This window comes from Streptomyces sp. CNX435 (assembly GCF_059570575.1).
Genome location: NZ_JCANTA010000021.1, coordinates 98,907 through 124,983, shown reverse-complemented (window position 1 = coordinate 124,983; position 26,077 = coordinate 98,907). Strand labels below are relative to the sequence as shown.

The window sequence follows — 26,077 nt, the reverse complement described above, 5'->3', positions numbered from 1 at the left end:
GCACACACGGCGACGGGCGGCACCCCTTGCGTGGGGTGCCGCCCGTGTGCCGTGCCGCGTTCGGTGCGCGGTCAGCGCATGACCTCCGGCTCGTGCTTGCGCAGCAGCCGGGCGACGACGAAGCCACAGATCACGCCCATGGCGAGCAGCACGCCGATGTTCAGCATGTACGTGCCCGCCGTGTGCTCCCACAGCGTGTCCGTCTCGCCGCTGTCCCACGGCAGCAGCACGTTCAGGTCGGCGGTCGAGCCCATCGCGGCCACCGCCCAGCGCGACGGCATCAGCCAGGCGATCTGCTCCACGCCTGGGGTGCCGTGCAGCTGGAACAGCACGCCGGTGAAGACCACCTGCACGATGGCGAACATGACCAGCAGCGGCATCGTCATCTCGGAGGTCTTCACCAGCGACGAGATGATCAGGCCGACCATCATCGAGGTCAGGCCCAGCGTGGTCACGCCGATCGCCAGCTCCACCGCCGGCAGGTCGGAGAGGATCACGCCCTCCTCCGGCAGCTTGCTGCGGCTGAGGACGCCGATGGCGCTGATGACGCCGCCCTGGAAGATCGTGATGACGCCGAGGACGAGCACCTTGGACATCACGTACGCGGACCGCGAGAGGCCGACCGCACGTTCCCGCTCGTAGATCACCCGTTCCTTGATCAGCTCACGCACGGAGTTCGCGGCGCCGGAGAAGCAGGCGCCGACCGCGAGGATGAGCATGATCGTGCCCGCGTCCCTGTTGATCAGGTTGAGCTTCGGCGGGCCGTAGCCGAGCCCGAACTCGGCGGGGATGACCATGCTGACGACGCCGAGCACCACCGGCAGCACGATGGTGAGCGCGATGAAGAAGCGGTCGGACGCCAGCACGGAGACGTACCGTCTCATCAGCGTCCACAGCTGGGGCATCCAGGCCTGCGGCTTGGACGGCCGGAGCATCTGCGGCGGCTGCATCGTGACCGCCTGCGGCGCCACGGCGTCGATGTCGGCCGCGTACATCTGGTAGTGCTGCGAGTTCTGCCAGCGGCCCTTCCAGTCGTAGTCGCGGTAGTTCTCGAAGGCCGAGAAGATGTCGGCCCAGCCGTCGTAGCCGAAGAAGTTCAGCGCCTCCTCGGGCGGGCCGAAGTACGCCACGCCGCCGCCCGGCGCCATGACCAGCAGCCGGTCGCAGAGCGCCAGCTCGGCGACGGAGTGGGTGACGACCAGGACCGTACGGCCGTCGTCGGCGAGGCCGCGCAGCAGCTGCATGACGTCGCGGTCCATGCCCGGGTCGAGGCCCGAGGTGGGCTCGTCGAGGAAGATCAGCGACGGCTTGGTGAGCAGCTCCAGGGCCACCGAGACGCGCTTGCGCTGGCCGCCGGAGAGCGAGCTGATCCGCTTCTCCTTGTGGATGTCCAGCTTCAGCTCGCGCAGCACCTCGTCGACGCGGGCGGCTCGCTCGGCCTCCGCGGTGTCGCCGGGGAACCGGAGCTTGGCGGCGTAGCGCAGGGCGCGGGTGACGGTGAGCTGGGTGTGCAGGATGTCGTCCTGCGGCACCAGGCCGATGCGGTGGCGCAGCTCGGCGAACTGCTTGTAGAGGTTCCGGTTGTCGTAGAGGACCTCGCCGACGTCCGCGGGGCGGTACCCGGTGAGCGCCTTGAGCAGGGTGGACTTGCCGGACCCGGACGGGCCGATGACGGCGACCAGGCTCTTCTCGGGCACGCCGAAGGAGACGTTGTCCAGGATGATCTTGCCGCCGTCGACCTTCACGGTCAGGTGGCGGGCCGAGAAGCTGACCTCACCGGTGTCGACGAACTCCTCCAGCCGGTCCCCGACCAGCCGGAAGGTGGAGTGACCGATGCCGATGATGTCGTCGGGGCCGATGGGCCGCCGGCCGCGCTGCGGGAGCTGCTCACCGTTGACGTACGTGCCGTTGTGGCTGCCGAGGTCGACGATCTCGGAGCGGCCGTCGGGCGTGGACCGGAACTCCGCGTGGTGGCGCGAGACCTGCAGGTCGGAGACGACCAGCTCGTTCTCCAGCGCACGGCCTATGCGGGTGACGCGGCCCAGCGAGAGCTGGTGGAACGTCGTGGGGCTGCGGTCGCCGTAGACCGAGGGTGCGCCGGGGCCACCGCCGCCGACCCCGGCCGGCGGGCGCTGCGGCGCGGAGTGCGCTTGCGGCGGCACGTACGGCTGCTGCTGCTGCGGCGGCATGCCGGCCGGCGGCCCCTGGAACGGAGGCCCCTGGGGCGGAGGCCCCTGCGGCGGGCCGCCGCCCCACGGCGCCGCGCCGGGCGCGCCGGGCGCGGGCGCGTGCTGCGGCGGCGCGACCTGCTGGGCGCCGGGCGGCTGCTGGGCCATCGCGGTCTGCGCGCTGTACACGTCGGGGGCGGCGGCGGCGACCGGCGCGGAGAGCCGCAGCTGCGGCCCGTCGGTGGCGTTGCCGAGATACACGACCGAGCCGGGACCGACCTCGATCTGGTGGACCCGCTGGCCCTCCACGTACGAGCCGTTGGTGCTGCCGACGTCCTCAAGCAGCCAGCTGCGGCCACCCCACCGGAGGCTGGCGTGCCGCCAGGAGACCCTGGCGTCCTCCAGCACCACGTCCCCCTGCGGATCCCGCCCGACGCGGTAGGCGCGCGCCGGATCGAGAGTCCATGTCTGTCCGTTCAGTTCAAGTACGAGTTCAGGCACTCCATGCCCCACAAAGTTGTCCCCCGAGGTGCCCCCTGTGCGGCACCTGACTTCAACAGGCCCGTAAGGAGTCTAGGGATGGCGAACATCCTGAGGAACTATTTCAGTAACAGTCGCTGCACGAAAACGGGGGCCACCGTACGAGACGGAGTACGGGATTCCACTTCCCCCCGCTCCTGGGGGATTCGCGCCCGTTGACGGCACTTGATCACTTACAGACAGTGGTAGCGCATATACGCGGGCGAGAAGATCCGGGGGTGGCACCCGGATGGACACGGGAATCGGAAGAACCCCTGCGATCCGCTGGGCGCACGTAGGCGCCACCGCACTCGCCGCGGTCGGCTGGGCCTATCTCGGCATGGCGGCCGTCGCCTACGCCGCACTCGCTCTCCTCGACGCCGGCGCCGTCGGCGAACTCGGCCCCGGAGCCCGGACGCCGCCCCGGACGCCCCTCCCCCGCCCGTTCGGCCGCCGGTAACCGCACGTACCCCCCACCGCAACCTCGCAGCCCAGCGGCCTCGCAGGCACCCTCCGCAACCCCGACCCGCCCGGCCGCGCGTACCGCACCGCGATACCGTGGTCTCACCATGACCACGCCCGCGCGTACGCTTCTCGTCAAGATCTTCGGCCGGGACCGCCCCGGTCTCACCGCCGGCCTCTTCGACACCCTCGCCGCCTACCGGGTCGAGGTCATCGACATCGAGCAGATCGTCACCCGCGGCCGCATCACCTTGTGCGCCCTGGTCACCCCGCCGGTGGGCGCCACCGAGGGCGAGCTGCGCGCGACGATCCACTCCTGGGCCGGGTCCATGAAACTGGAGGCGGAGATAATCTCCGGCACCGGCGACAACGAGCCGCGCGCCCCCGGCCGCTCCCACGTGACCGTGCTCGGCCAGCCGCTGACGGCCGAGTCGACCGCCGGCATCGCCGCCGCGATCACCGGCACCGGCGGCAACATCGACCGCATCTTCCGGCTCGCGAAGTACCCCGTCACCGCCGTGGAGTTCGAGGTCTCCGGTGCCGTCACCGACGCCCTGCGCACCGCGCTGGCCACCGCCGCCGCCCGCCTCGGCGTGGACGTCGCCGTCGTGGCGTCCGGGCTGCAGCGCCGGGCGCAGCGGCTGGTGGTGATGGACGTCGACTCCACGCTCATCCAGGACGAGGTCATCGAGCTGTTCGCCGCGCACGCCGGCTGCGAGGCCGAGGTCGCGGAGGTGACCGCCGCGGCGATGCGCGGCGAGCTGGACTTCGAGCAGTCCCTGCACGCCCGGGTGGCGCTGCTGGCCGGGCTGGAGGAGTCCGTGGTGGACAAGGTGCGCGAGGAGGTCCGCCTGACGCCCGGCGCCCGCACCCTGATCCGTACGCTCAAGCGCCTCGGCTACCAGGTGGGCGTCGTCTCCGGCGGCTTCACGCAGATCACCGACGACCTCAAGGACCGGCTCGCGCTGGACTTCGCCGCCGCGAACACCCTGGAGATCGTCGACGGCACGCTCACCGGCCGGATCACCGGGCCCGTCGTGGACCGGGCCCGCAAGGCCCGGCTGCTGAGCGGCTTCGCCGCCGAGGCGGGCGTGCCGCTGGCGCAGACGGTGGCGATCGGGGACGGCGCGAACGACCTCGACATGCTCAACGCGGCCGGCCTGGGGGTGGCGTTCAACGCCAAGCCGCTGGTGCGGGAGGCCGCGCACGCGGCGGTGAACGTGCCATTCCTCGACACGGTCCTCTACCTGCTGGGCATCACACGCGACGAGGTGGAGGCGGCGGACACGACCGGGTGATGCGGTCGCCGAGGTCGCGCAGGAAGTCCGCCGGCTCCGGCGGCTCGCGCGGGTGGTGGCGGACGCCGGTGGGCTCCAGCAGCCCGGCGCCGCGCGGGAGGCGGCGTACCGCCTCGTCGAGGGGTACGTGCAGAGCCGGTCGACGTCGCGGCGTACGGTGCGCACGCTCACGCCGAGGCGCCCGGCCAGCTCCGGGCCGCTGTGCTCGCGGCCGAGCTGCAGCACGGACAGCAGCGTGAGCAGCCGGGCGCGGTGTCGCCCCTGCCCCGATGACGCCCGAGAACGCGGACACATTCCGAACGCTTTCGCGGGCGTCGGCCGGCCGGGGCTCACTGCTGGTGCGGCGTCCAGAACGTGGTGAGCCTTCCCACGCCGTGCTCCACGGACTTCCACGAGCCGGTGAACTCCACCACGGCCACGGCCGACGTCGGAAAGCCGCGGCTCAGCCTGCTCAGCGCGTCGCCCTCGGCGGAGCCGGCCAGGGCGTCGGCAAGCCCGTGCATGCCGGGGTTGTGGCCGATGACCAGCAGCGTGGAGACGTCGTCGGGGACCTCGTTCACGACCTGGATCAGCTCGCCGAGCGACGCCTCGTAGAGCCGCTCCTCGTACACGGTCCGCGGCCGGCGGGGGAGCTTGCCGACGACGAGCTTCCAGGTCTCGCGCGTGCGCCGGGCGCTGGAGCAGAGGGTCAGGTCGGGGTCGATGTCGCGGGCCGCGAGGAACTCTCCGGCGGCGGGGGCGTGGGCACGGCCGCGCTCGGCGAGCGGGCGCTCATGGTCGGAGTCCTGGGCCCATTCGGCTTTGGCGTGTCGGAGGAGAACGATGCTGCGGGGCGTTCCTGCGCTCATAATCTCAGCTTCGCACGAAACGGTCCGCCGGGTCCGGGCAGTTCGCAGGCTCTCCCGCCAGGAGTGACGGGCTTCAGATGAGCCGGAGGGCGAGCAGCACGGTGAACGCCGCGACCGGCAGGGCGACGGACCACCACGGCAGCCAGCGCTGCGCCGCCGGCGGTGCGGGCTGGGTGTGGGCACCGGCTGACATCTTCGCCTCCGTGGGGTCGCCTTACGTCCCGGGTCCTTCGTGCTGCTTCGAACCTACGGACCCGCGGGCGCCCGTCCCATCCGGTGACCCACCCAGTTCCCCCTGACCCTGGCCCCCTAGGGGAGGGTGGTGCTAGCCCCACCCCGAGGCGCCGTGCGGGTGATGCGAGACTGGCCGTATGCCCGTGCTCGAGCCCAACCCCCAGAACGGGCAGCGCAAGCTGCTCTACGTGCTCGGCGCGATGCTCGCCATCACGGTGGTCATCGGCGTCATCGCCACGATCGCCTCGCCCTGAGGCCCTCTCGATCCGCAGACCCGTCGACCCGCAGACCCCTCGACCCGCAGACGCCGCCGTCACAGCTCGTCCTCGACGACGCGGTTGCGCCCGGCGACAATCCCCACCGTGACCTGGCCGAGCATGAAGACCGCGAGCACGGCCAGCGGGACGTCCCAGCCGTCCGTGGCCCCGTACAGCGCGCCGACGGCCAGCGGGCCGGGGATGGAGATCAGATAGCCGGTGCTCTGCGCGAAGGCGGAGAGCCGGACGAGGCCGGCGTGGCTGCGGGCACGTACCCCGATGAGGGTGAGGATCAGCGGGAACGCACAGTTCGACACGGCCAGCAGCAGGGCCCAGACCCAGGCGCCGCCCGCGGGCGCCAGCCACAGCCCGGCGTAGCCGCCCAGGCCGCACGCGCCGAGCAGCACGACCAGCGGCCCCTGGTGGTTCAGCCGGGCCGCGATCCGCGGCAGCACGAAGGCCAGCGGAACGCCCATGCCCATGGCGACGGCGAGCAGCAGCCCGGCGGTGGACGCGGGCACGCCGGCGTCCCGGTAGATCTGCGGCAGCCAGCCGAGGGTGACGTACGCGGCCGTGGCCTGCAGGCCGAAGAAGACGGCGAGCGCCCAGGCGGTGGGGCTGGCGGTGATACGGACCGGGCGCGCCGCCTCCGCCGCCGGCCCGCCCGCGCCCGCATCGCCCGTCGCTACGGTGTCGTCGGCGCCAACGGTGTCGTCGGTGTCGTCGGCGCCAACGGTGCCGGCGGTGCGCGCGGCGCGGCGCGAGCCGCGCGCCAGGACCACCCACGGGACCACGGCCAGGGCGGCGACGGCGGCCCAGGCCGCGAGGCCCAGGCGCCAGCTGCCGCCCAGCGCCTCGCTGACGGGCACGGTGACGCCGGCGGCGGAGGCGGTGCCGAGGGCCAGGCCCATCGAGTAGAGCCCGGTCATCGAGCCGACCCGGTGGGGGAACCAGCGCTTGACGATGACGGGGATCAGCACGTTGCCCACCGCGATGCCGCCGAGGGCCAGCGCGCTGGCGGCAAGGAACGCGGGGGTGTTGCCGAACAGCGGGCGCAGCGCCAGTCCGGCGGCGATCGCGACGAGCCCGCCGGAGACGACGGCCACGGGGCCGAAGCGGCGGGCGAAGCGGGGCGCGAGGCTGCCGAAGACGGCGAAGCAGAGCGGCGGCATGGAGGTGAGCAGCCCGGCGACCGTGCCGCTCATGCCGATGTCGGTGCGGACGTCCTCAAGGAGCGCGCCGAGCGAGGCTATGGCGGGCCGCAGGTTGATCGCCGCGAGCAGCAGCGCGGGGACCATGAGCCGCAGCAGCCACGGCGCCACCCGCGGTGCGGGGGACGGCCGCGAGGCTTCCGCCGGCTCGGTGGCCCGGGCTTCTCCGGTCATCTCCCTCTGCGTCTCGACGGGTTTTGCGAGGATGCCGCGACGTGACATGCGGACCATCATAGAATCATTGGATGAATGGTTGTCCACTCCACAGCCTCCACAGCCTCCACAGCCTCCGCAGGCCGAGCACGGGAGAGACATGGCACTGACATCGCCGCGCCGATCCAGCCTCACCGACCAGGTGATCGCGCAGCTGCGCACGCAGATCACCGCGGGTGAGTGGCCGGTCGGCAGCCGCATCCCGACCGAGCCGGAGCTGGTCGAGCAGCTGGGCGTCGCCCGGAACACCGTCCGCGAGGCGGTACGGGCCCTCGCGAACAACGGCCTCCTCGACATCCGCCAGGGCTCCGGCACGTACGTCGCCGCCACGAGCGAGCTGGCGGGCGTCATGCAGCGCCGCTTCGCCGGGGCCCGGCCGCGGCACGTCTCGGAGCTGCGCAGCGCGCTGGAGGCGCAGGCCGCGCGGCTGGCGGCGGTGCGTCGTACGGAGCCGGAGATGGCGCAGCTGGAGCTGCTGCTGCGGCGGCGCGAGGAGGCGTGGGAGTCGGGGGACGCGGCGGCGTTCGTCGAGGCGGACGCGACGCTGCACCTGGCGGTGGCGGCGGCGTCGCACAACGAGGTGCTGACGGCGGTCTACGCGGACCTCGGCGAGGTCGTCCGCACGTACCTGCGCTCCAAGGTGGGCGACGTGCTGCTGCCGGCGGAGCACCTGGACCACGCCCGGATGGTGGCGGCGATCCGGGCGGGGGACGCGGAGACGGCGGCGGCCGAGGCGGGCCGGCACGCCTACGGGTGCATGCCGGAGCCGACGCTCAGCGGGAGTTGACGGCCGGCCGCCGGGGCCGTCAGTCCGGTACGTCCGCTATCCGCTCGTGGCTGACCCACGCCCGGGCGACGCCGAACCAGCAGCGGTCGCTCATCTCCCCGCCCTCCGCGGGGTCGAGCCGCATCCGCATCCCGTCCACGTCCGGGTCCCACCAGCGGGCGCACTCGATGTGCAGCTGCACGGCGTCGGCGTACGGGCCGGCGTTGTAGCAGCGGGCCGTCACGGTCGACCCGGTGACGGCGGTGCGGCACTCGGCCCGGGTCGGCCCGCCCGAGCCGTCGGCGGCACCCGCGGACCCGGCGGTCAGCAGCAGCACCGGCACCGCGACGGCACCGGCCGCCGCGCCCAGGCCCGTACGGCGACGGGCGGAACCCCGGGTGCGGCGGCCGTCGGAACGAAGCGGGCCCTCACGCACCACGGAACCTCCTCGGCCGTACGGGGACGCCGCGCGCACGGGCGTCGCCGCTGCACCACAAGGGGACGGTAACTGCCCCTCCAGCGTGCGCCGCCGCCCCGCCCGCGGCCCACCGGCCTACGCCGAACGGGCGACCCCGCGGGACCGCCGGTCCGCCGTGCCGCCCGTACAGACAACGCGTACGCGCTGCCGGCTACGCGCCCATGATGTGCACGCCGCCGTCGACGTGCACGATCTCGCCCGTCGTCTTCGGGAACCAGTCCGACAGCAGCGCCACGATCCCGCGCCCCGCCGGCTCCGGGTCCGCCATGTCCCACTCCAGCGGCGAGCGGGTGTTCCACACGTCCGCCAGGTCCGTGAAACCGGGGATGGACTTCGCCGCCATGGAGCCGATCGGGCCGGCCGACACCAGGTTGCAGCGGACGTTCTCCTTGCCGAGGTCGCGGGCCAGATAGCGGCTGGTGGCCTCTAGCGCCGCCTTGGCCGGGCCCATCCAGTCGTACTGCGGCCAGGCGTACTGCGCGTCGAAGGTGAGCCCGACGACCGACCCGCCGCCCTGCATGAGCGGCAGGCAGGCCATCGTCAGCGACTTCAGCGAGAACGCCGAGACGTGCATGGCCGTGGCGACGGACTCGAAGGGCGTGTGCAGGAAGTTGCCGCCGAGCGCGTCCGGCGGGGCGTAGCCGACCGAGTGCACGACGCCGTCGAGGCCGCCCAGCTCCTCGCGCACGATGCCCTCGATCCGCCCCAGGTGCTCGTCGTTGGTGACGTCCAGCTCGACGACCTTCGTCGGCCTGGGCAGCTTCTTCGCGATGCGCTCGGTCAGGGTGGGCCGCGGGAACGCGGTGAGGATGATCTCCGCGCCCTGCTCCTGCGCCAGCTTCGCGGCGTGGAAGGCGATGGACGACTCCAGCAGCACGCCGGTGATGAGGACGCGCTTGCCGTCGAGGATTCCGCTCATGGTGCTCAGTGACCCATGCCCAATCCGCCGTCCACGGGAATGACGGCTCCGGTGATGTACGAGGCGTCGTCGGAGGCGAGGAAGCGCACGGCGGCGGCGACGTCCGCCGGCTGCGCGTACCGGCCGAGCGGCACCTGCGCGACGATCTCCGCCTGCCGCTCCGCCGACAGCGCCCGCGTCATGTCGGTCTCGACGAAGCCGGGCGCGACGACGTTGAAGGTGATGTTGCGCGAGCCCAGCTCGCGCGCCAGCGAGCGGGCGAAGCCGACGAGCGCCGCCTTGGACGCGGCGTAGTTCGACTGGCCCGGGGAGCCCATGAGGCCCACCACGGAGGAGATGAGCACGACGCGGCCCTTGCGGGCCCGAAGCATGCCGCGGTTGGCGCGCTTGACGACGCGGAAGGTGCCGGTGAGGTTGGTGTCGAGGACGGAGGTGAAGTCCTCCTCGGACATCCGCATCAGCAGCTGGTCCTTGGTGATACCGGCGTTGGCCACCAGCACCTCGACGTTGCCGTGCTTCTCCTCCACCTCCTTGTACGCCTGCTCGACCTGCTCGGCGTCGGTGATGTCGCACTTCACCGGCAGGCAGCCCAGCTCCGTCAGGGCCTCGGGCGGCTCGCCGGAGCGGTACGTGAACGCGACCTTGTCCCCCGCCTCGGCGAACGCGCGGGTGATGTCGAGGCCGATACCGCGGTTGCCTCCGGTGACCAGAACCGAGCGGCTCAAGGACCCATCCCTTCTCCCAGGTGCATCCCGGACTTTCTCCAGGACTCCTCACCCGAGAAGCTATCGGTACGGGACGCGCCACGGGCATTCCGCCCCCCACACAGGCCCGCGCCACACACTTGTGGGGTTCCCACAGAAGGGCCCGGCCCGTACCGACCAGAGGCGCGTCCCGCACACCCGCGGCAACGCTGCCGAGATCAGACCGCACCTTCCGGCGGGCGGGGCCGACCGGCAGGGCGTCCCGTTCCTGGTCGGGAACGTACTCGGCCCCACCCACTTCAAAGTGGTCAGAATTCTGACCGGTTGCTATACTGGTCCGTATGGAAACGATCCCCATCACCGAGGCCAAGGCGCGCATCGCGGAGCTGGCCGACCGCGTAGCCCGCGAACATGACCACTTCACCATCACGCGCAACGGACGCGCCGACGTCATGCTCATCTCGGTGGCCGAGTACCGTTCCCTGCTGGAGACCCTTGAGATCCTCAGCGACGACGAGACCCTTGCCGACCTGCGCGCCTCCCGCGAGGACTTCGCCGTCGGCGACACCTTCACCGCCGCCGACGTCCGTGCCGAACTGGAGCGCCGCCGGAACCAGGCAGCGTGAGCGATACGCCACAGCCGGAGCGCGAGCCCACAGGTCCGTACGCCGTCCTGTTCTCCCGCCGGGCCCGCCGCAACCTCCACGAGGAACTACCCCTCGACGTGGCCCTGGCCGCCATGGAAACCATCGAAGGCCCTTTGGCCGCCAACCCCCACCGCGTCGGCAAACCCCTTGACGAACCCTACGACGGTTATCACTCCGCTCGCCGCGGCACCTACCGCATCATCTACCGCATCGATGAAGCCAAGCACACCCTGGAGATCCACTCCATCCGGCACCGCCGCGACGCATACGGCGGCTGACCACGAGCCGCCAGAGGGCCGCAAAGCCTCTGCCGAGTCGCTCCGGCACCGAGCCGCAGCCCCGCCCGGACGCCCCAGGGTGCACAGGACACGACTCCCAATTGCGGCGGCTCACCTTCCCGGGATCGGCACGCGGCAGCGGACCTGCTTGCCGACCGGCGAGCGGACCACGTGCCAGCCCGGCGCCAGCAAATCCACCAGTCCCAGCCCACGACCCGACTCCGCCTCCGGATCGCCCAGGTCCACCGCAGTGCGGAGCGGCACCCGCCCCGGCTCCGGATCGTGGACGTTGACCGCCACCCCGAATCCGGTGACGTAGACCTCCACGACCAGCGGCACGTGATCCCCGAGTACCCGGATGGAATTCCCGGCCAGCTCGGAGACGACGAGCTGCGCGTTCTCCGCCGCTTCGGCGGCGAGTCCGAGCTGGGACAGCGCGGTGCCGGTCAGCATGCGCACGCGGCGCATGCGGGCTGGAGAGGCGTTGAAGTGAGCGACGAACCCCTGGTTGCGGTGGCGGGCATAGAAACCCGGCCTGGGCGGGGGCAGTCGGAGCGAGGGGCGGTCGCAGTCGGCCACGGCCTGCATGGCACCTCCAGCCTGGCGGCGCGGAGGCCGCACAACGTTGGTCCTGGCGACTCCGACCTTGCCCACCTCACCTACTGGGTTGCAAGTTTTCCAACCCTCACGAGTGAATTTCCCGTTCGGTGGATGATTGGAGCAACTCCGCTGCCACACTGCCCACATGCCGAACGCACCCCTCATCCCCACGGTCAGGCGCCGTCGCCTGGGTTCCACCCTGCGTAAGCTGCGGAACGACTCCGGCCTCACACTTGACCAGGCCGCGGCAGCCGTAGGGTGGCAAGGGCCGAAGGTCTCGAAGATCGAGAATGCGACGCAGGGCCTCCGCCCGACAGACCTCACCGGGCTACTCAAGGCGTACGACGTCACCGACCCCGATGTTCACGCAGCTCTTGAAGCCTTGCGCCGCGACGCCAGCAAGCGGGGCTGGTGGCAGACGTACTCGGAGGTTGTCCGGCCGCCCTATGCTGACTACATCTCTCTGGAGTCCGACGCCGACCGGATCAGCACCTGGTCACCGCTGCTCATCCCCGGGCTGCTCCAAACCGCCGCTTACGCCCGCGAGACCATCGCCGGGATCACCACGAGCCGCACCGCCGAAGAGGTTTCCGCCCTCGCAGAGGTGCGCCTGGCTCGCCAGTCGGTGCTGTCCCGGCCTGATTCCCCACCCAAGCTGTGGGCCGTCATCCACGAGGCGGCCCTGCATCAACGGTTCGCCGTCCGCCCGGCTACGATGCGCGACCAGCTCAGGCGGTTGCTCGATGCGTCTGAACTCCCCAACGTGACCGTCCAGATCATGCCCCTTGACAGCACCCCGCACCCTGGACTCGTAGGTGAGTTCACCATCGCCACCTTCGGGCCGCCACTGCCGGACCTCGTCGCCCTGGAGAACCTGGGCAGCACGGCATACCTTGAAGGCGTGGAGACAGTCACTTTCACGCAGGCGTACGAGCGCATCCGGGCCACCGCACTCCCACCGGAAGACTCGCTCGTCCGCATCACCGAGCTGAAAGAAGGCCACAGGCAATGAACAACAAGACCGACCTTTACGCGCTCGACCTCACGAACTGCACCTGGCGCAAGTCCTCGGCCAGCGGGGCGGAGGGGAACTGCGTAGAAGTCGCCGAGATCCCGGGCGGCGCACGCGCGATACGCGACTCGAAGAACCCGGAGCGGGAACCGCTGCGGTTCACGGCGTCGGAGTGGGCGGCGTTCCGGGCCGGCGTGATAGCCGGGGAACTCTGAGGTCCGTGGCTGGTTCGCAGAGCTGAGCCGCGGTTACGTCTCACATTTGGCGAGTCGCTGCCTGTGCGTGGGGCTGGGTTCCGGCCCCGATGCCCGATGTCGTGCAACTGGAGAGCCAGATCGGGTCCGCCTACGCGGAGGGAACCGAAGACGTCGGCATCTTCGCGGACAGTTTCGAACGCATTGTCGCCGCGGCGCTCTCAGAGGACGATACGGTGGTTCTGATCTCGCGGATGGAGAGGGAGCAGCGGAAGTGAACGACCACCGCAAGGCAGAGCTGTACGCCTACGACCTGCGCACATCTACCTGGCGCAAATCCTCCGCCAGCGGCGGAGAAGGCGAGTGCGTCGAAATCGCCGAACTGCCCGGCGGCGGACGGGCTATACGCGACTCGAAGAACCCGGAGCGAGAGCCGCTGCGGTTCACGGCGTCGGAATGGGCGGCGTTCCGGGCCGGCGTGATAGCCGGGGAACTCTGAGGTCCGGCCCGGGAGCACCCTCGCAGCCGAAGCCGATACGGCCCGGGACCACCCCCGCGGGTGCGGGGAGCACACTTCGTGGCCTGCAGTTTCTCGTTGACCCTGCTGGGATTTCAAGCACTTTCGTGGATTAGTGCATACGGGGTTAATGCCTACGAAACGGCCCCGACCCCTGCATACCACTGCCACCGTCTCCAGACGTCGGCGCCAGCAACCGCCCCCCGCCCCGACCGCTCGGATAACGTCGTGCGTACGGCGGCCCATCGGGGCATGATCGGCCGGGGGCCTGCGCGGGCCTTCGGGACCACATCCACCCACCGAGACCGGAGGGCAGCACGTGAGCAAGCCGGCCCATTCCCTCGACGACGCGTTTCTCGCGCTGCCGCTCGGCGCCCTCGCGGACGCCGCGCTCGCGCGGGCGCGGGCGCTCGGCGCCGAGCACGCGGACTTCCGCCTGGAGCGGGTGCGCAGCGCCGCACTGCGGCTGAAGGACGCCAAGCTTGCGGGCTCCATGGACACCACCGACCTCGGCTACGCGGTGCGCGTGGTGCACGGCGGGGCCTGGGGCTTCGCCGCCGGGGTCGATCTGACGATGGACGCCGCGGCCCGGGTGGCCGCCCGGGCGGTGGCCATGGCGAAGCTGTCGGCGCGGGTCATCGCCGCGGCCGGGGCGGACGAGCGGGTGGAGCTGGCGCCGGAGCCGGTGCACGCGGAGAAGACGTGGATCTCCGCGTACGAGGTGAACCCCTTCGCCGTACCGGACGCCGAGAAGGCCGGGCTGCTGACCGAGTGGAGCGAGCGGCTGCTCGGCGCGCAGGGCGTGTCGCACGTGGACGCCTCGCTGCTGGCGGTGCAGGAGAACAAGTTCTACGCCGACACCGCCGGCACCTCGACGACCCAGCAGCGGGTGCGGATGCACCCGGAGCTGACCGCGGTGACGGTCACCGACTCCGGCGACTTCGACTCGATGCGCACCCTCGCGCCGCCCGCCGGCCGCGGCTGGGAGTACGCGACCGGCACCGGCTGGGACTGGGACGCCGAGCTGGCGCAGATCCCCGGCTGGCTCGCCGAGAAGATGGCGGCGCCGAGCGTCGAGGCCGGGTCGTACGACCTGGTGGTCGACCCGTCGAACCTGTGGCTGACCATCCACGAGTCCGTCGGCCACGCCACCGAGCTGGACCGCGCCCTCGGCTACGAGGCCGCGTATGCCGGCACCTCCTTCGCCACGTTCGACCAGCTCGGCCACTTGCGCTACGGCTCCGGCCTCATGAACGTCACCGGCGACCGCACCGCCGAGCACGGGCTCGCCAGCATCGGCTACGACGACGAGGGCGTGCAGGCGCAGTCGTGGGACCTGGTCCGCGAGGGCGTGCTCGTCGGCTACCAGACGGACCGCCGGATCGCGAAGCTCACCGGCGCGGACCGTTCCAACGGCTGCGCCTTCGCCGACTCCCCCGCCCACGTGCCCGTACAGCGCATGGCGAACGTCTCGCTGCAGCCGGCGCCCGAGGGGCCGACGACCGAGGAGCTGATCGGCGAGGTCGAGCGCGGTATCTACGTCGTCGGCGACCGCTCCTGGTCGATCGACATGCAGCGCTACAACTTCCAGTTCACCGGACAGCGGTTCTTCCGGATCGAGAACGGCAGGCTGGCCGGCCAGCTCAAGGACGTGGCGTACCAGGCGACGACCACCGACTTCTGGGGCTCGATGTCGGCGATCGGCGGCCCGGAGACGTACGTGCTCGGCGGCACGTTCAGCTGCGGCAAGGCCCAGCCCGGCCAGGCCGCGTCCGTCTCGCACGGCTGCCCGTCCGCCCTCTTCCGGAACGTCAACATCCTCAACACCACCCAGGAGGCCGGCCGATGACGCGGACGCCCCGGACGACCGAGCCTCACGAGACCGTCGAGCGGGCCCTGGAGCTGTCGCGCGCCGACGGCTGCGTCGTGATCGCCGACGAGGAGTCCAGCGCGAACCTCCGCTGGGCCGGCAACGCGCTGACGACGAACGGCGAGACGCGCGGCCGTACGCTCACCGTCATCGCCACCGTCGACGGCCGGGAGGGCACGGCGTCCGGCGTCGTCTCCCGCGCCGCCGTCACGTCCGACGACCTGGAGCCGCTGGTACGGGCCGCGGAGGGCGCCGCCCGCGAGGCCGGCCCGGCGGAGGACGCCCGCCCGCTGGTCGAGGGCGTGCCGCACTCGGCCGACTTCGCCGCGCCGCCCGCCGAGACCACCTCCGACGTGTTCGCCGCCTTCGCGCCGGCGCTCGGCGAGTCCTTCGCCCGGGCCCGGGCCGGCGGCCGGCAGCTGTACGGCTTCGCGAACCACATGGTGACCTCCACCTACCTGGGCACCTCCACCGGGCTGCGGCTGCGCCACGACCAGCCGACGGGCACGCTGGAGCTGAACGCCAAGTCCCCGGACCGTACGAGGTCCGCCTGGGCGGGCCGCTCCACCCGGGACTTCACCGACGTGGACCCCGCCGAGCTGGACGCGGAGCTGGCGCAGCGGCTGGCGTGGGCGGAGCGCGCGGTGGAGCTGCCCGCCGGGCGGTACGAGACGCTGCTGCCGCCGAGCGCGGTGGCCGACCTGCTGGTGTACATGTTCTGGTCCGCCGGCGCCCGGGACGCGCACGACGGCCGCACGGTGTTCAGCAAGCCGGGCGGCGGCACGCGCGTCGGCGAGAAGCTGGCCGGGCTGCCGCTGACGCTGCGCAGCGACCCGGCGGAACCGGGCCTGGAGTCGGCGCCGTTCGTCGTCGCGCACGCCTCCGGCAACGACTCGTCGGTCTTCGACAACGGGCTGCCGGTCCGGCCCACGGACTGGCTGCGCGAGGGCACGCTGCAGCACCTGCTGACGAACCGCTTCACCGGGGACCTCACCGGCCTGCCCGTCACGCCGGAGGCGGACAACCTGGTGCTGGACGCGGGCGGCACGAGGTCGCTGGACGAGATGGTCGCGGACCTGGGGCACGACGGGCCGGGGCTGCTGCTGACCTGCCTGTGGTACATCCGCGAGGTGGACCCGGCCACGCTGCTGCTGACCGGGCTGACCAGGGACGGCGTGTATCTGGTGGAGAACGGCGAGGTGACCGGGGCGGTGAACAACTTCCGCTTCAACGAGTCGCCCGTCGACCTGCTGGCGCGCGCGGCGGAGGCGGGGGCCACCGAGCGGACGCTGCCGCGCGAGTGGGGGGACTGGTTCACGCGGGCGGCGATGCCGCCGGTGCGGATTCCGGACTTCAACATGAGCTCGGTCAGCCAGGGCGTCTAGGCGGCATTACCCTCGTACGCAGCCGCGGGTGCGGCCGCGTACGAGATCGAGGAGATACGAGAGACGTGACGGACATCGTCGACGAGCTGCGGTGGCGCGGGCTGCTGGCCCTGTCCACCGACGAGGACGCACTGCGCAAGGCGCTCGCGGACGGCCCGGTCACGTTCTATTGCGGCTTCGACCCGACGGCGCCCAGCCTGCACGTCGGCCACCTGGTGCAGGTGCTGACCGTACGCCGGCTGCAGCTGGCCGGGCACCGGCCGCTGGCGCTGGTCGGCGGCGCGACAGGGCAGATCGGCGACCCCAAGCCGGACGCGGAGCGCACGCTCAACGACCCGGAGGTCGTCGCCGGCTGGGTGGAGCGGGTCCGGGCGCAGATCGAGCCGCTGCTCGACTTCGAGGGCCCGAACGCCGCCCGGGTGGTCGACAACCTGGACTGGACCGCGGGCCTGTCCGCGATCGGGTTCCTCCGGGACATCGGCCGGCACTTCCGGGTGAACAAGATGATCGCCAAGGAGGCCGTCGCCCGCCGGCTGGAGTCCGAGGAGGGCATCAGCTACACCGAGTTCAGCTACCAGATCCTGCAGAGCCTGGACTTCCTGGAGCTGTACCGGCGGCACGGCTGCACGCTGCAGACCGGCGGCAGCGACCAGTGGGGCAACCTGACGGCGGGCACCGACCTGATCCACCGGGTGGAGCCCGACGCCGTGGTGCACGCGCTGGCGACGCCGCTGATGACGAAGGCCGACGGCACGAAGTTCGGCAAGACGGAGGGCGGCGCGGTCTGGCTCGACCCGGAGCTGACGACCCCGTACGCCTTCTACCAGTTCTGGCTGAACGTCGACGACCGCGACGTCTCCCGCTACCTGCGGATCCTCAGCTTCCGCGGTCGCGAGGAGCTGGTCGAGCTGGAGCGGCAGACCGAGGAGCGGCCGCAGGCGCGGGCCGCGCAGCGGGCGCTGGCGGAGGAGCTGACGACGCTGGTGCACGGCGCGGAGCAGTGCGCGGCGGTGATCGCCGCGTCGCGGGCGCTGTTCGGGCAGGGCGAGCTGGCGGAGCTGGACGAGGCGACGCTGCGGGCGGCGCTGGCGGAGGTGCCGCACGCGCGGGTGACCGAGCTGGGTCCGGTGGTGGAGCTGCTGGCCGAGGTGGGCCTGGCGCCGAGCAGGTCGGCGGCCCGCAGGACGGTCAAGGAGGGCGGGGCGTACGTGAACAACGTGAAGGTCGCGGGCGAGGACGCCGTGCCGGCCCCGGCGGACCTACTGCACGGGCGCTGGCTGGTGCTGCGCCGCGGCAAGCGCAACCTGGCCGCGGTGGAGCTGGCGGCACCCGGGGCCGGGTGAGCGGCGGAATGAGCGATCGGATACGCGGCCGGATACGCCGCCGGACATGCGGCCGGTCGGCGGGCCGTACGCGCAGCCGCCCGGGCTTATTACGACCCGCCGCCCCGCGGGCACGTACGCACGCGGGGCGGCGGGGCGGGACCGCCTCAGCGGGGGCTGCGCTTCTTGTGGCCGCGCAGCTGGTCGTACAGCGGAGTGCCCAGGGCCACGACGGCCACGGCGCCGGACAGCTGCAGGATGTGCCGGATCCAGTCGATTCCCCTGGTCTCGTCCACTCCGATCCCGGAGGCCACGGAGTTGCCGACGATGGCCCCGATGATGCCGAAGACCGTGGTCAGCCAGAGGGGGATGGCCTGCTTGCCGGGCAGGATGGCCCGGGCGATGACGCCCAGGACCAGGCCCACGATGATGGCCCACAGCCAGCTCATGTCGCCTCCTTGTGCGGCGGTGTCCGCCTGCCGTGCCAGTTTCCGGCAACGGCCCGGGGGGCGCATTCCGGCCACGGCCGTTCGGGTTGCCGGCCCAGGTGGGCCGCCCCGGCTTCGAGTGACGGGTCTGTGCGGCGTACCGTGGGGAAGTACCCAGCACCAGGGGGTGGAGCGTGAAGCGGAAGCGCCACGGCGATAGCGACGTGTTCCGGATCACCGGCGCGCGGCAGAGCCTGGACGACGACGTACGCGGCCGGCAGCGGCGGTACGTGATCTCCATGCTCGTCCGTGCGGCCTCGGTGGTGGCCGCCGCGCTGCTCTGGAACGTCGAACGGCACATCGCCGTCGTCGCGCTCGTCCTCGGCATGTTCATCCCGTATTTCGCCGTCGTCATCGCGAACGCGGGCCGGGAGAACGTCCGTTCGCTGCCTTCCACCTTCGCCGTCGCGCCGCCACGGACGGTGATCGCCCCGCCGCCGCGGACCGCGCGGGAGACCGAATCCCCTGGTGAACGAGGCGAGGCCGAGAGCGAGTCGACGACCAGCGACAGCGCTCCGCCGACGGTTTGATCACCAAGAGTGCAAGCTCAGAAAAACCTCAAATCAAATATGCGGATCCGGTGCCGAGCGGGCGGCCCTGCGTGACATACTTCGTACGCGCTCCGCATCCCCCGTCGGAGCGACGGACCGACGCCGGGCGGCTCCCCCCGTGGCTGCCCGGCGTCGCCCATTTTCCGGGACGTAGGCTGGGGCCCCGTGAACACCGCTGATCCCGCTCTCATCTGCTCCGCCAAGGCCTGCCGTACGCCCGCGGTGTGGGTGCTCGCCTGGAACAATCCGAAGCTGCACACGCCGGAGCGCCGCAAGACGTGGCTCGCGTGCGAGGAGCACCTCGAATATCTCAGCCGTTTTCTGGGCCTACGCGGGTTCCTCAAAGAGGTCGTGACGCTGGCGGACTGGCAGGACGCGGAGAAGAGCGCGGAACGGGACGCCGAGCAGAGCGCCGGGAAGGACTCCGGCGGCGGCAGCGACCGGCCGGAACCGGAAAAAGGCTGAAAGCCCGCCGCACGCCCGGCCGTCCGGTCGTCCGCGGGTGCGCCGCGTCACCCCGCGTCACCCGCCGATCGCGGACATCGGCCGGTCCGGCTGGACGAACGAGGGGTCGTCGAGCCCCGCGCCCGCCTTCTTGCCCCACATCGCCTCCCTCCACAGCCGGGCTATCTCCGCGTCCGGTGCGCCGGCGCGCAACGCGCCCCGCAGGTCGGTCTCTTCGCGGGCGAACAGACAGTTGCGCACCTGCCCGTCGGCGGTCAGCCGGGTGCGGTCGCAGGCGCGGCAGAAGGGGCGGGTGACGGTGGCGATGACGCCGACGCGGGCCGGGCCGCCGTCCACCGACCAGCGCTCGGCGGGCGCGGAGCCGCGCGCCGCCTCGATCTCCGGGGTCAGCTCGAAGCGGGTGCGCAGGGAGGCGAGGATCTCGCCGGCGGTGATCATCCCGTCGCGCTGCCAGCCGTGCTGTGCGTCGAGGGGCATCTGCTCGATGAACCTCAGCTCGTAGCCCTCCGCGACGGCCCAGGCGAGCAGGTCCGGGGCCTCGTCCTCGTTGAGCCCGGGCATCAGCACGCTGTTGACCTTCACCGGCTCCAGACCGGCGGCGCGGGCGGCGGCGAGGCCGCGGAGCACGTCGGCGTGGCGCTTGCGCCGGGTGAGCCGGTGGAACACGTCGGGCCGGAGCGTGTCCAGCGAGACGTTGACCCGGTCGAGGCCGGCGGCCCTGAGGGCCGGGGCCGTACGCTCCAGGCCGATGCCGTTGGTGGTCAGGGAGAGCCTCGGGCGGGGCGCGAGCGCGGCGCAGCGCTCGATGATGCCGACGAGCCCGGGGCGCAGCAGCGGCTCGCCGCCGGTGAAGCGCACCTCGGTCACGCCCAGCTCGACGACCGCGAGGCGGACGAGGCGGACGATCTCGTCGTCGGTGAGCAGCTCGGGCTTGCCGAGCCACTGGAGCCCTTCTTCCGGCATGCAGTACGTGCACCGGAGGTTGCAGCGGTCGGTGAGCGAGACGCGCAGGTCAGTGGCGACTCGTCCATATGTGTCACGCAGCATGGTGACGGCCCCTCCCACGGCGGTTCCTGACCTTGGCAGCCTACGCCAGGCGCCTGACATTCAACAGTTTGTTGAGATCGCGGGGCGACGGGTCCCGCCGCACGGGCGTCGTGCGCGCGTCGTACGCGCGTGACGACAGGGCCGCATGGGGCCTGACGTGCACGACACGCCAAAAGACTGTGCAGGGGGATCTATTGATGGGCGCGGGTGATCAGCGCTACGTTCGCTTGCCGTGTACCTGACCGCGGATTCGCCCGCGGCGGATTCCGACTGATGATCTGGAGATCCCATGACTCATCTCCGACCCCGCGGCCGGCGCCTGCTGGCAGTGCCCCTCGGGCTGACCCTCGCGGCGGCGCTCGGCCTCCTGCCGGGGGCGGCCTCCGCCGCGTCGGCTCCCGAGCCCGCCGGCGCCGCTGCGGCGGCCGACGAGACCCTTTCGTATGTGGTCAACACGAAGACCGACGGCGAGACGATCGCCCGCGTCGAGGACGCGATCGCCGACGCGGACGGCTCGGTGGTCGTCACGTACAAGAAGATCGGCGTGTTCATCGCCCACTCCACCAACCCGGACTTCGCGGCGGAGCTGCGCGACGTGCGCGGCGTGCAGTCCGCGGGCGCGACCCGTACCGCGCCGCTGAAGCCGTCGGGGACGCTGGAGACCAGCGCACCGGACGTCTACGAGGGCGCCGCCAGGGCCCGTTCGCAGGATCCGGACGTCGAGCCGCTGGAGAACGAGCAGTGGGACCTGCCGGCGATCGGTGCCGACAAGGCGCACAAGGTCTCCATCGGCAGCCGGGACGTGACCGTCGGTGTCATCGACACCGGTGTGGACGACACGCACCCCGACCTCACGGCCAACTTCTCCGCCGAGCAGTCCGCCAGCTGTGTCGGCGGCGTCGCCGACACAGCTGAGGGCGCCTGGCGGCCGTTCGACCCGGAGGGCGACTACCACGGCACCCACGTCGCGGGCGAGATCGCCGCCGCACGCAACGGGGTCGGCGTGGCCGGCGTCGCGCCCGGCGTGCAGGTCGCCTCGCTCAAGGTGAGCGAGGCCGACACCGCGCTGTTCTTCGCCGAGGCCGTCGTCTGCGCCTTCGTCTTCGCCGCCGATCACGGCATCGAGATCACCAACAACAGCTACTACGTGGACCCGTGGCTCTACAACTGCCTCGACGACCCCGACCAGCGGGCGATCGTCGACGCGGTGAACCGGGCCTCGAAGTACGCCATGAACAAGGGCACCCTGCACCTCGCCGCGGCCGGCAACTCCAACGACGACCTGGCCTCCGACGAGCTGACGGACGCCTCCAGCCCCGACGACAGCACGCCGGTGGAGCGCACGGTCGACCCGTCCGAGTGCTGGGACGTGCCGACGCAGCTGCCGGGCATCGTGACCGTCTCGGCGACCGGCGTGAACGACGACAAGTCGTACTACTCCAGCTACGGCAACGACGTGGTGGACCTCGCCGCACCCGGCGGCGACGGCTACCAGATCCCGGAGACGCCGTCGAAGAACGGCCGCATCCTGTCCACCCTGCCGGAGAACAAGTACGGCTGGCTGCAGGGCACGTCGATGGCCACCCCGCACGCCGCGGGCGTCGCCGCGCTCCTGAAGAGCGAGCACAAGCGGCTCTCGCCCACCCTGCTGCACATGATGATGAAGGCGCAGGCGGACAACCCGGGCTGCCCGGAGTTCTACGACCCGGACGGCAACGGCGTGGAGGACTCCACCTGCACCGGAGGCAAGCGGGGCAACGGCTTCTACGGAGCCGGGATCGTGGACGCGTACGACGCCGTAGGGCGGTGAGGGCCGGCCGGTGACGTAGTACGCAGGACGCCGACGGCGCTCAGAGGGCGGCCCGCAGGGCCTCTCCGCCGGGCCGGGCGGCGGTGCCTCAGAGCGCCGCCGCCCGGCCTTCGCCGTCCGCGGCTCCGCCAGGCATGGTTGCCCACCGGTTCACCACCTCTGCCCGCCGGGCGACGCGCGGCGGGCAGAGGTGGGTCGGGCGGTTCAGGCGGTGCGGGCGGGGGCCGGGGGGTGGCTGGGGGCGGGGCTGGGGACGCGGGCCGGGCGGAGGGTGGGGGAGGCGGGGAGTTGGTCGGTGTGGCGGCGGGCGAGGCGCAGGACCGCGCGCAGCGTGGGCTCCGCCGAGCCCGGGTCCGGGCGCCAGCGGGCCTCGATGGCCACCGGGCCGGGGCGGGTGGCGAGCGGGAGGTCGACGAGCCCGCCGTCCTCCAGGTCCCGTACGACCGCCAGCCGCGGCAGCAGCGCCAGTCCGCGGCCGTGCGCCGCCAGGCGGCGCAGCGCGGGCAGAGAGTCGGCCGCCGTGGCGGCGCGGGTGCGGCCGGGGAGGTCGCGGCTGAGGCGGTCGTAGAGCACGGTGGAGCTGCAGCCGGGCTCCGCGACGAGGAAGTCCGCGGCCAGCACGTCCGCCTCCGTCACCTCCGCCGCGCCCGCGAGCGGGTGGGCCGGCCCGGCGACGACCACGACCTCCTCGTGGCCGACGACGACGCTGGGGCCCGCGGCCCGGCTGCCGTCGTCGAAGTGGAACGCGAGGTCCAGTTCCCCGGCGGCCAGTTGCTCCGCCAGCAGTACGCGCGGCCCGACGACGACGCTGATCTCCGCGTCCGCGTCCGGCCCGCCGGCGCCGTAGTCCAGCGCGGTGACGATGTCCGGCAGCCACTCGCCCGCCAGCGCCTCCGGCGCCCCGATGCGCAGCCGGGGCCGGGACGCGGCGGCGGCGCGGCGCATGCGTTCGTCGACCTCCAGCGCCTCGCGCGCGTACGGCAGCAGCCGGCGGCCGGCGTCGGTGAGGGAGGCGCCGGTGGAGGTGCGGACCACGACCGTCACGCCGAGTTCCTGCTCCAGCCGGCGCAGTTGGGCGCTGAGGCTCGACTGCGCGTAGCCCAGGCGCTCGGCCGCCGCCGATATCCCGCCGGTCTCGGCCACCGTCACGAAAGCGCGCAGATATCGTGAGTCCACCCTGGGATCGTGTCACCGCCCTCTTCGCCCGCGCCATCACTTTTTGCATGGACGCGCCACACGGTACGCCCTGCGGTCAGGCTGAAGTGGCCCCGGGGGCCGGGAAGTTGGCCGTCGGCCGCCGTGCCGGGCGCGCTCCCTCGTCGCCGCTCCCGGCACGGGCCGTCATACCGCGGCGTCGAGCCCGAATCCGTCCAGCTCGATCCCGGACCACGCCAGCTCGACGAGCACGTCCACCGCCCGCCGGCTGTCCGGCACCTCAGCGATCAGCACCGCCGGGTCGGCGCCGGCCAGCGGGGGGATCTCGAGTACGAACGCGAGCAGCCGCCGCGCCTCGGCGCGGCGCGCGGGTGCACGCAGCCGGAGCCGCAGGTACCGTGCGCCCCCCGCCGCCACCTGCCACGCTCCGGCGCCCCGCGGCGGCGCCGGCTGTGGGATCCGTACCCGCTGGACTCCGTCTGCTCCGTGAAGGGGCATGGTGGGCCTCCCGTCTGCCGTGCGCGTGCCGGCCGTCTCCCGGCCGGCTGCCGTCGGGCTCCACGATCCGCCCCTCCCCCGCCGCCCGTCATCGTCCGCCGAGTGGCTCCCGCGCTGCCGCCGGGGGCGTACGGGCCCGCCGGCTGCAACCTGCGCAGCAGCGCCCGCTGCGCCTGACGGAGGACGCCTGACCGGCGCCGATTGGTTACGGTGCAGGGCATGACGGCGGCCACGCAGACGGAGGCGACCAGCGAGCGCACGGTCTTCCACTACCTCACGGCGGCGATCGAGGGCGGGCGGGAGTCGGCGCGCCGCTCCCGCGTGTGCACCAAGGACGCGGGCTTCGCCGCCGCGGTGGCGCTCGCCTCGGTGGGCACGATGCTGCTGGCGCCCGACGGGCGGCACGGCTTCGACGCGCTCGCCTGGGTGCTCGGCACGGTGGGCAGCGCCGCGCTGGTGGTCTCGAACCGCTTCCCCCGTACGGTGCTGGTGGTCGCGGTGCTGGCCATGCTCGCGTACCAGCTGCGCGGCTACCCCGACGGCAGCCCGGTGCTGCCCGTGCTGGTCGCCGTCTACCGCTGTATCCGCAGCGGGCACCGCGTCTTCTTCGCCGTCACCGCCCTCGCCTCCCTCGCCGTCGGCCTCGGCTCGCTGCCCCTGCTCCCCCTCGGCGACGAGGCGCTGCGTGCCGCGCTGGAGAAGCGGTTGCTGTCCTTCGGCTGGGTGGTGGCGTGTGCGATGGGTGCCGCGATGCGCATCCAGCACGAGGCGATGCTCGCCCAGGCCGAGGAGCGGGCGGCCGAGAACGCGCTGCGCAGCGCCGACGAGGAGCGGCTGCGTATCGCCCGCGAGCTGCACGACACCCTCACGCACAGCATCTCCGTGATCAAGGTGCAGGCCGGGGTGGCCGTGCACCTGGCGAAGAAGCGCGGCGACGAGCCCACGTCGGCGCTGCTCGCCATCCAGGAGGCCAGCGGCGACGCCGCGCGCGAGCTGCGCGCCACGCTGCACGTGCTGCGCAACGCGGACGGCGGCGGCGCGGGCGTCGGCCTCGAACGGTTGCCGGAGCTGGTCGAGCGGGCCCGGGGCTCGGGGGTGCCGGCGACGGTGGCCGTGGCCGGCGAGCGGCCGGCGCTGCCGGCGGAGGTGGACCGGGCGGCGTACCGGATCGTGCAGGAGTCGCTGACGAACGTCGCCCGGCACGCCGGGCCGGCGGCGGCGGTGGCCGTGCACGTGTCGTACGCGCCGGACAAGGTCGTCGTCCAGGTCGACGACGACGGCGCCGCCGACCCCGGGGCGCCGCCGGAGCCGGGCATCGGGCTCACGGGGATGCGCGAGCGCGTCACCGCGCTCGGCGGCGCGCTGCACGCCGCGCCCCGCCCGGAGGGCGGCTTCCGCGTACGCGCCGAGCTGCCGCTGCGGCAGCCCGGCGGGCCCGCCGCGGAGGCGGCCCGGTGATCCGGGTGCTGCTCGTGGACGACCAGGCCCTCATCCGGGGCGGGTTCCGGGCGCTGCTCGACGCCGAGGACGACGTCGAGGTGGTCGGCGAGGCCGCCGACGGCGCCGAGGGGGTGCGGCTCGCCGCCCGCCACCGGCCGGACGTGGCGCTGGTCGACGTGCAGATGCCGGTGCTCGACGGCATCGAGGCGACCCGCAGGATCGCCGCCGACCCCGACCTGGCCGGCGTGCACGTCGTCATCCTCACCAACTACGGCGTGGACGAGTACGTCTGGGGTGCGCTGCGCGCCGGGGCGGCGGGGTTCCTCGTCAAGGACATGGAGCCGGAGGACCTGCTGCACGGCGTACGGGTCGCCGCCCGCGGCGACGCCCTGCTGTCCCCCGCGCTGACCCGCAAGCTGATCCAGGAGTACGTCTCCCGCCCCGCCGGCGGCGCCCCCGACGCGGAGTACGTGCTGCGCGACCTCACCCGGCGCGAGCGGGAGGTCGTCACCCTCGTCGGCGGCGGCCTCAGCAACGAGGAGATCGCCGCCCGGCTGTACATCAGTCCGATCACCGCAAAGACGCACGTCAGCCGGGCGATGACGAAGCTCGGCGCCCGGGACCGGGCCCAACTCGTCGTGATCGCCTACGAGACGGGCCTGGTCACCCCGCGCGGACCGGCGGCCGGACAGCCGTCCGGCTGACGCACCCGGGCACCCGG

The 26,077-nt window shown here is 72.5% G+C and carries 29 protein-coding genes and 1 pseudogene; 18 read left to right on the top strand and 12 right to left on the bottom strand.

Annotation, left to right across the window (positions count from 1 at the left end; genetic code table 11):
- Nucleotides 1-71: 71 nt before the first annotated feature.
- The gene (locus T328_RS28150) at nt 72-2,681 is read right to left on the bottom strand and encodes an ABC transporter ATP-binding protein/permease (RefSeq protein WP_496499000.1); all 2,610 of its coding nucleotides are present in this window, start codon (nt 2,679-2,681) and stop codon (nt 72-74) included.
- A 256-nt stretch (nt 2,682-2,937) separates the two neighbouring features.
- Between T328_RS28150 and T328_RS28145 the strand changes: the two genes are divergently transcribed.
- The gene (locus T328_RS28145; protein ID WP_496498999.1) at nt 2,938-3,147 is read left to right on the top strand and encodes a hypothetical protein; all 210 of its coding nucleotides are present in this window, start codon (nt 2,938-2,940) and stop codon (nt 3,145-3,147) included.
- A gap of 109 nt (nt 3,148-3,256) precedes the next feature.
- Nucleotides 3,257-4,447, top strand: a complete 1,191-nt coding sequence (serB, locus tag T328_RS28140; protein WP_496498998.1) for a phosphoserine phosphatase SerB — start codon at nt 3,257-3,259, stop codon at nt 4,445-4,447.
- A gap of 132 nt (nt 4,448-4,579) precedes the next feature.
- Here the strand turns inward: serB and T328_RS28135 are convergent.
- Nucleotides 4,580-4,741, bottom strand: a pseudogene (locus T328_RS28135) (HTH domain-containing protein); the annotation flags it as partial.
- Between the two features lie 35 nt (nt 4,742-4,776).
- Nucleotides 4,777-5,295 (bottom strand): SixA phosphatase family protein, encoded by a 519-nt coding sequence (locus T328_RS28130; RefSeq protein WP_496498997.1) that lies wholly within the window; start codon nt 5,293-5,295, stop codon nt 4,777-4,779.
- Between the two features lie 371 nt (nt 5,296-5,666).
- Between T328_RS28130 and T328_RS28125 the strand changes: the two genes are divergently transcribed.
- Entirely contained in the window at nt 5,667-5,783 is a 117-nt protein-coding gene (locus T328_RS28125) for an SGM_5486 family transporter-associated protein (RefSeq protein ID WP_496498996.1), read from the top strand.
- A 59-nt stretch (nt 5,784-5,842) separates the two neighbouring features.
- On the opposite strand, the gene T328_RS28120 is transcribed toward T328_RS28125, so the two are convergent.
- On the bottom strand, nt 5,843-7,231 hold the full coding sequence (locus tag T328_RS28120) for a CynX/NimT family MFS transporter (RefSeq protein ID WP_496498995.1): 1,389 nt from the start codon (nt 7,229-7,231) through the stop codon (nt 5,843-5,845).
- 79 nt (nt 7,232-7,310) lie between these two features.
- On the opposite strand from T328_RS28120, the gene T328_RS28115 reads away from it, so the two are divergent.
- A complete protein-coding gene (locus T328_RS28115; protein WP_496498994.1) occupies nt 7,311-7,997 on the top strand; it encodes a FadR/GntR family transcriptional regulator in 687 nt (228 codons plus the stop codon).
- A 19-nt stretch (nt 7,998-8,016) separates the two neighbouring features.
- Here the strand turns inward: T328_RS28115 and T328_RS28110 are convergent, their stop codons facing one another.
- The 3 genes from T328_RS28110 to fabG all read right to left on the bottom strand — a co-directional run bounded on the left by T328_RS28110 (nt 8,017) and on the right by fabG (nt 10,098).
- Complete coding sequence (locus tag T328_RS28110) at nt 8,017-8,415, bottom strand: hypothetical protein (protein WP_496498993.1); 399 nt, start codon at nt 8,413-8,415, stop codon at nt 8,017-8,019.
- A 190-nt stretch (nt 8,416-8,605) separates the two neighbouring features.
- Nucleotides 8,606-9,373, bottom strand: coding sequence for an enoyl-ACP reductase FabI (gene fabI, locus T328_RS28105; RefSeq protein WP_496498992.1), 768 nt, complete (start codon nt 9,371-9,373; stop codon nt 8,606-8,608).
- A 5-nt stretch (nt 9,374-9,378) separates the two neighbouring features.
- Nucleotides 9,379-10,098, bottom strand: a complete 720-nt coding sequence (gene fabG / locus T328_RS28100; RefSeq protein WP_496498991.1) for a 3-oxoacyl-[acyl-carrier-protein] reductase — start codon at nt 10,096-10,098, stop codon at nt 9,379-9,381.
- A 320-nt stretch (nt 10,099-10,418) separates the two neighbouring features.
- Between fabG and T328_RS28095 the strand changes: the two genes are divergently transcribed.
- Entirely contained in the window at nt 10,419-10,703 is a 285-nt protein-coding gene (locus T328_RS28095; RefSeq protein ID WP_496498990.1) for a type II toxin-antitoxin system Phd/YefM family antitoxin, read from the top strand.
- On the top strand, nt 10,700-11,002 hold the full coding sequence (locus T328_RS28090) for a type II toxin-antitoxin system RelE family toxin (protein ID WP_496498989.1): 303 nt from the start codon (nt 10,700-10,702) through the stop codon (nt 11,000-11,002). Before T328_RS28095 ends, T328_RS28090 begins: the two co-directional genes overlap by 4 nt.
- Before the next feature lie 111 nt (nt 11,003-11,113).
- Here the strand turns inward: T328_RS28090 and T328_RS28085 are convergent, their stop codons facing one another.
- Complete coding sequence (locus T328_RS28085) at nt 11,114-11,590, bottom strand: ATP-binding protein (RefSeq protein ID WP_496498988.1); 477 nt, start codon at nt 11,588-11,590, stop codon at nt 11,114-11,116.
- Between the two features lie 157 nt (nt 11,591-11,747).
- On the opposite strand from T328_RS28085, the gene T328_RS28080 reads away from it, so the two are divergent.
- The 7 genes from T328_RS28080 to tyrS all read left to right on the top strand — a co-directional run bounded on the left by T328_RS28080 (nt 11,748) and on the right by tyrS (nt 17,923).
- Entirely contained in the window at nt 11,748-12,614 is an 867-nt protein-coding gene (locus T328_RS28080) for a helix-turn-helix domain-containing protein (protein WP_496498987.1), read from the top strand.
- Entirely contained in the window at nt 12,611-12,829 is a 219-nt protein-coding gene (locus T328_RS28075) for a DUF397 domain-containing protein (protein WP_496498986.1), read from the top strand. The genes T328_RS28080 and T328_RS28075 overlap by 4 nt, the downstream gene beginning before the upstream one ends.
- Nucleotides 12,830-12,918: 89 nt before the next feature.
- The gene (locus tag T328_RS28070; RefSeq protein ID WP_496498985.1) at nt 12,919-13,086 is read left to right on the top strand and encodes a Scr1 family TA system antitoxin-like transcriptional regulator; all 168 of its coding nucleotides are present in this window, start codon (nt 12,919-12,921) and stop codon (nt 13,084-13,086) included.
- Entirely contained in the window at nt 13,083-13,307 is a 225-nt protein-coding gene (locus T328_RS28065; RefSeq protein WP_496498984.1) for a DUF397 domain-containing protein, read from the top strand. Before T328_RS28070 ends, T328_RS28065 begins: the two co-directional genes overlap by 4 nt.
- A gap of 337 nt (nt 13,308-13,644) precedes the next feature.
- Complete coding sequence (locus tag T328_RS28060) at nt 13,645-15,174, top strand: TldD/PmbA family protein (protein ID WP_496498983.1); 1,530 nt, start codon at nt 13,645-13,647, stop codon at nt 15,172-15,174.
- The gene (locus T328_RS28055) at nt 15,171-16,580 is read left to right on the top strand and encodes a metallopeptidase TldD-related protein (protein ID WP_496498982.1); all 1,410 of its coding nucleotides are present in this window, start codon (nt 15,171-15,173) and stop codon (nt 16,578-16,580) included. Before T328_RS28060 ends, T328_RS28055 begins: the two co-directional genes overlap by 4 nt.
- A 65-nt stretch (nt 16,581-16,645) precedes the next feature.
- Complete coding sequence (tyrS, locus tag T328_RS28050; protein ID WP_496498981.1) at nt 16,646-17,923, top strand: tyrosine--tRNA ligase; 1,278 nt, start codon at nt 16,646-16,648, stop codon at nt 17,921-17,923.
- Between the two features lie 146 nt (nt 17,924-18,069).
- On the opposite strand, the gene T328_RS28045 is transcribed toward tyrS, so the two are convergent.
- Nucleotides 18,070-18,351, bottom strand: coding sequence for a GlsB/YeaQ/YmgE family stress response membrane protein (locus tag T328_RS28045; protein WP_496498980.1), 282 nt, complete (start codon nt 18,349-18,351; stop codon nt 18,070-18,072).
- A 173-nt stretch (nt 18,352-18,524) separates the two neighbouring features.
- On the opposite strand from T328_RS28045, the gene T328_RS28040 reads away from it, so the two are divergent.
- The gene (locus T328_RS28040; RefSeq protein ID WP_496498979.1) at nt 18,525-18,920 is read left to right on the top strand and encodes a DUF3099 domain-containing protein; all 396 of its coding nucleotides are present in this window, start codon (nt 18,525-18,527) and stop codon (nt 18,918-18,920) included.
- 159 nt (nt 18,921-19,079) lie between these two features.
- The gene (locus T328_RS28035; protein ID WP_496499019.1) at nt 19,080-19,406 is read left to right on the top strand and encodes a hypothetical protein; all 327 of its coding nucleotides are present in this window, start codon (nt 19,080-19,082) and stop codon (nt 19,404-19,406) included.
- A 57-nt stretch (nt 19,407-19,463) separates the two neighbouring features.
- Here T328_RS28035 and moaA read toward each other — a convergent pair whose 3' ends face one another.
- The gene (gene moaA / locus T328_RS28030; RefSeq protein ID WP_496498978.1) at nt 19,464-20,453 is read right to left on the bottom strand and encodes a GTP 3',8-cyclase MoaA; all 990 of its coding nucleotides are present in this window, start codon (nt 20,451-20,453) and stop codon (nt 19,464-19,466) included.
- 289 nt (nt 20,454-20,742) lie between these two features.
- On the opposite strand from moaA, the gene T328_RS28025 reads away from it, so the two are divergent.
- Nucleotides 20,743-22,263, top strand: coding sequence for a S8 family peptidase (locus T328_RS28025; RefSeq protein ID WP_496498977.1), 1,521 nt, complete (start codon nt 20,743-20,745; stop codon nt 22,261-22,263).
- A 204-nt stretch (nt 22,264-22,467) separates the two neighbouring features.
- On the opposite strand, the gene T328_RS28020 is transcribed toward T328_RS28025, so the two are convergent.
- Nucleotides 22,468-23,439 carry a LysR family transcriptional regulator gene (locus T328_RS28020; protein WP_496498976.1) on the bottom strand — a complete coding sequence of 324 codons (972 nt, stop codon included), beginning with the start codon at nt 23,437-23,439 and terminating at the stop codon, nt 22,468-22,470.
- A 165-nt stretch (nt 23,440-23,604) separates the two neighbouring features.
- A complete protein-coding gene (locus tag T328_RS28015; protein ID WP_496498975.1) occupies nt 23,605-23,916 on the bottom strand; it encodes a hypothetical protein in 312 nt (103 codons plus the stop codon).
- Nucleotides 23,917-24,135: 219 nt separating this feature from the next.
- Here T328_RS28015 and T328_RS28010 point away from each other — a divergent pair, with 219 nt between their 5' ends.
- The gene (locus tag T328_RS28010) at nt 24,136-25,374 is read left to right on the top strand and encodes a sensor histidine kinase (protein WP_496498974.1); all 1,239 of its coding nucleotides are present in this window, start codon (nt 24,136-24,138) and stop codon (nt 25,372-25,374) included.
- On the top strand, nt 25,371-26,060 hold the full coding sequence (locus T328_RS28005) for a response regulator (RefSeq protein WP_496498973.1): 690 nt from the start codon (nt 25,371-25,373) through the stop codon (nt 26,058-26,060). Before T328_RS28010 ends, T328_RS28005 begins: the two co-directional genes overlap by 4 nt.
- The last annotated feature ends 17 nt before the right edge of the window (nt 26,061-26,077 follow it).

Coding starts and splice junctions, on each gene's coding strand:
- T328_RS28145 (WP_496498999.1), top strand. CDS start 2,938: ATGGACACGGGAATCGGAAGAACCCCTGCGATCCGCTGGGCGCACGTA.
- serB (WP_496498998.1), top strand. CDS start 3,257: ATGACCACGCCCGCGCGTACGCTTCTCGTCAAGATCTTCGGCCGGGAC.
- T328_RS28130 (WP_496498997.1), bottom strand. CDS start 5,295: ATGAGCGCAGGAACGCCCCGCAGCATCGTTCTCCTCCGACACGCCAAA.
- T328_RS28125 (WP_496498996.1), top strand. CDS start 5,667: ATGCCCGTGCTCGAGCCCAACCCCCAGAACGGGCAGCGCAAGCTGCTC.
- T328_RS28120 (WP_496498995.1), bottom strand. CDS start 7,231: ATGATGGTCCGCATGTCACGTCGCGGCATCCTCGCAAAACCCGTCGAG.
- T328_RS28115 (WP_496498994.1), top strand. CDS start 7,311: ATGGCACTGACATCGCCGCGCCGATCCAGCCTCACCGACCAGGTGATC.
- fabI (WP_496498992.1), bottom strand. CDS start 9,373: ATGAGCGGAATCCTCGACGGCAAGCGCGTCCTCATCACCGGCGTGCTG.
- T328_RS28095 (WP_496498990.1), top strand. CDS start 10,419: ATGGAAACGATCCCCATCACCGAGGCCAAGGCGCGCATCGCGGAGCTG.
- T328_RS28085 (WP_496498988.1), bottom strand. CDS start 11,590: ATGCAGGCCGTGGCCGACTGCGACCGCCCCTCGCTCCGACTGCCCCCG.
- T328_RS28080 (WP_496498987.1), top strand. CDS start 11,748: ATGCCGAACGCACCCCTCATCCCCACGGTCAGGCGCCGTCGCCTGGGT.
- T328_RS28075 (WP_496498986.1), top strand. CDS start 12,611: ATGAACAACAAGACCGACCTTTACGCGCTCGACCTCACGAACTGCACC.
- T328_RS28070 (WP_496498985.1), top strand. CDS start 12,919: ATGCCCGATGTCGTGCAACTGGAGAGCCAGATCGGGTCCGCCTACGCG.
- T328_RS28055 (WP_496498982.1), top strand. CDS start 15,171: ATGACGCGGACGCCCCGGACGACCGAGCCTCACGAGACCGTCGAGCGG.
- T328_RS28045 (WP_496498980.1), bottom strand. CDS start 18,351: ATGAGCTGGCTGTGGGCCATCATCGTGGGCCTGGTCCTGGGCGTCATC.
- moaA (WP_496498978.1), bottom strand. CDS start 20,453: ATGCTGCGTGACACATATGGACGAGTCGCCACTGACCTGCGCGTCTCG.
- T328_RS28025 (WP_496498977.1), top strand. CDS start 20,743: ATGACTCATCTCCGACCCCGCGGCCGGCGCCTGCTGGCAGTGCCCCTC.
- T328_RS28015 (WP_496498975.1), bottom strand. CDS start 23,916: ATGCCCCTTCACGGAGCAGACGGAGTCCAGCGGGTACGGATCCCACAG.
- T328_RS28010 (WP_496498974.1), top strand. CDS start 24,136: ATGACGGCGGCCACGCAGACGGAGGCGACCAGCGAGCGCACGGTCTTC.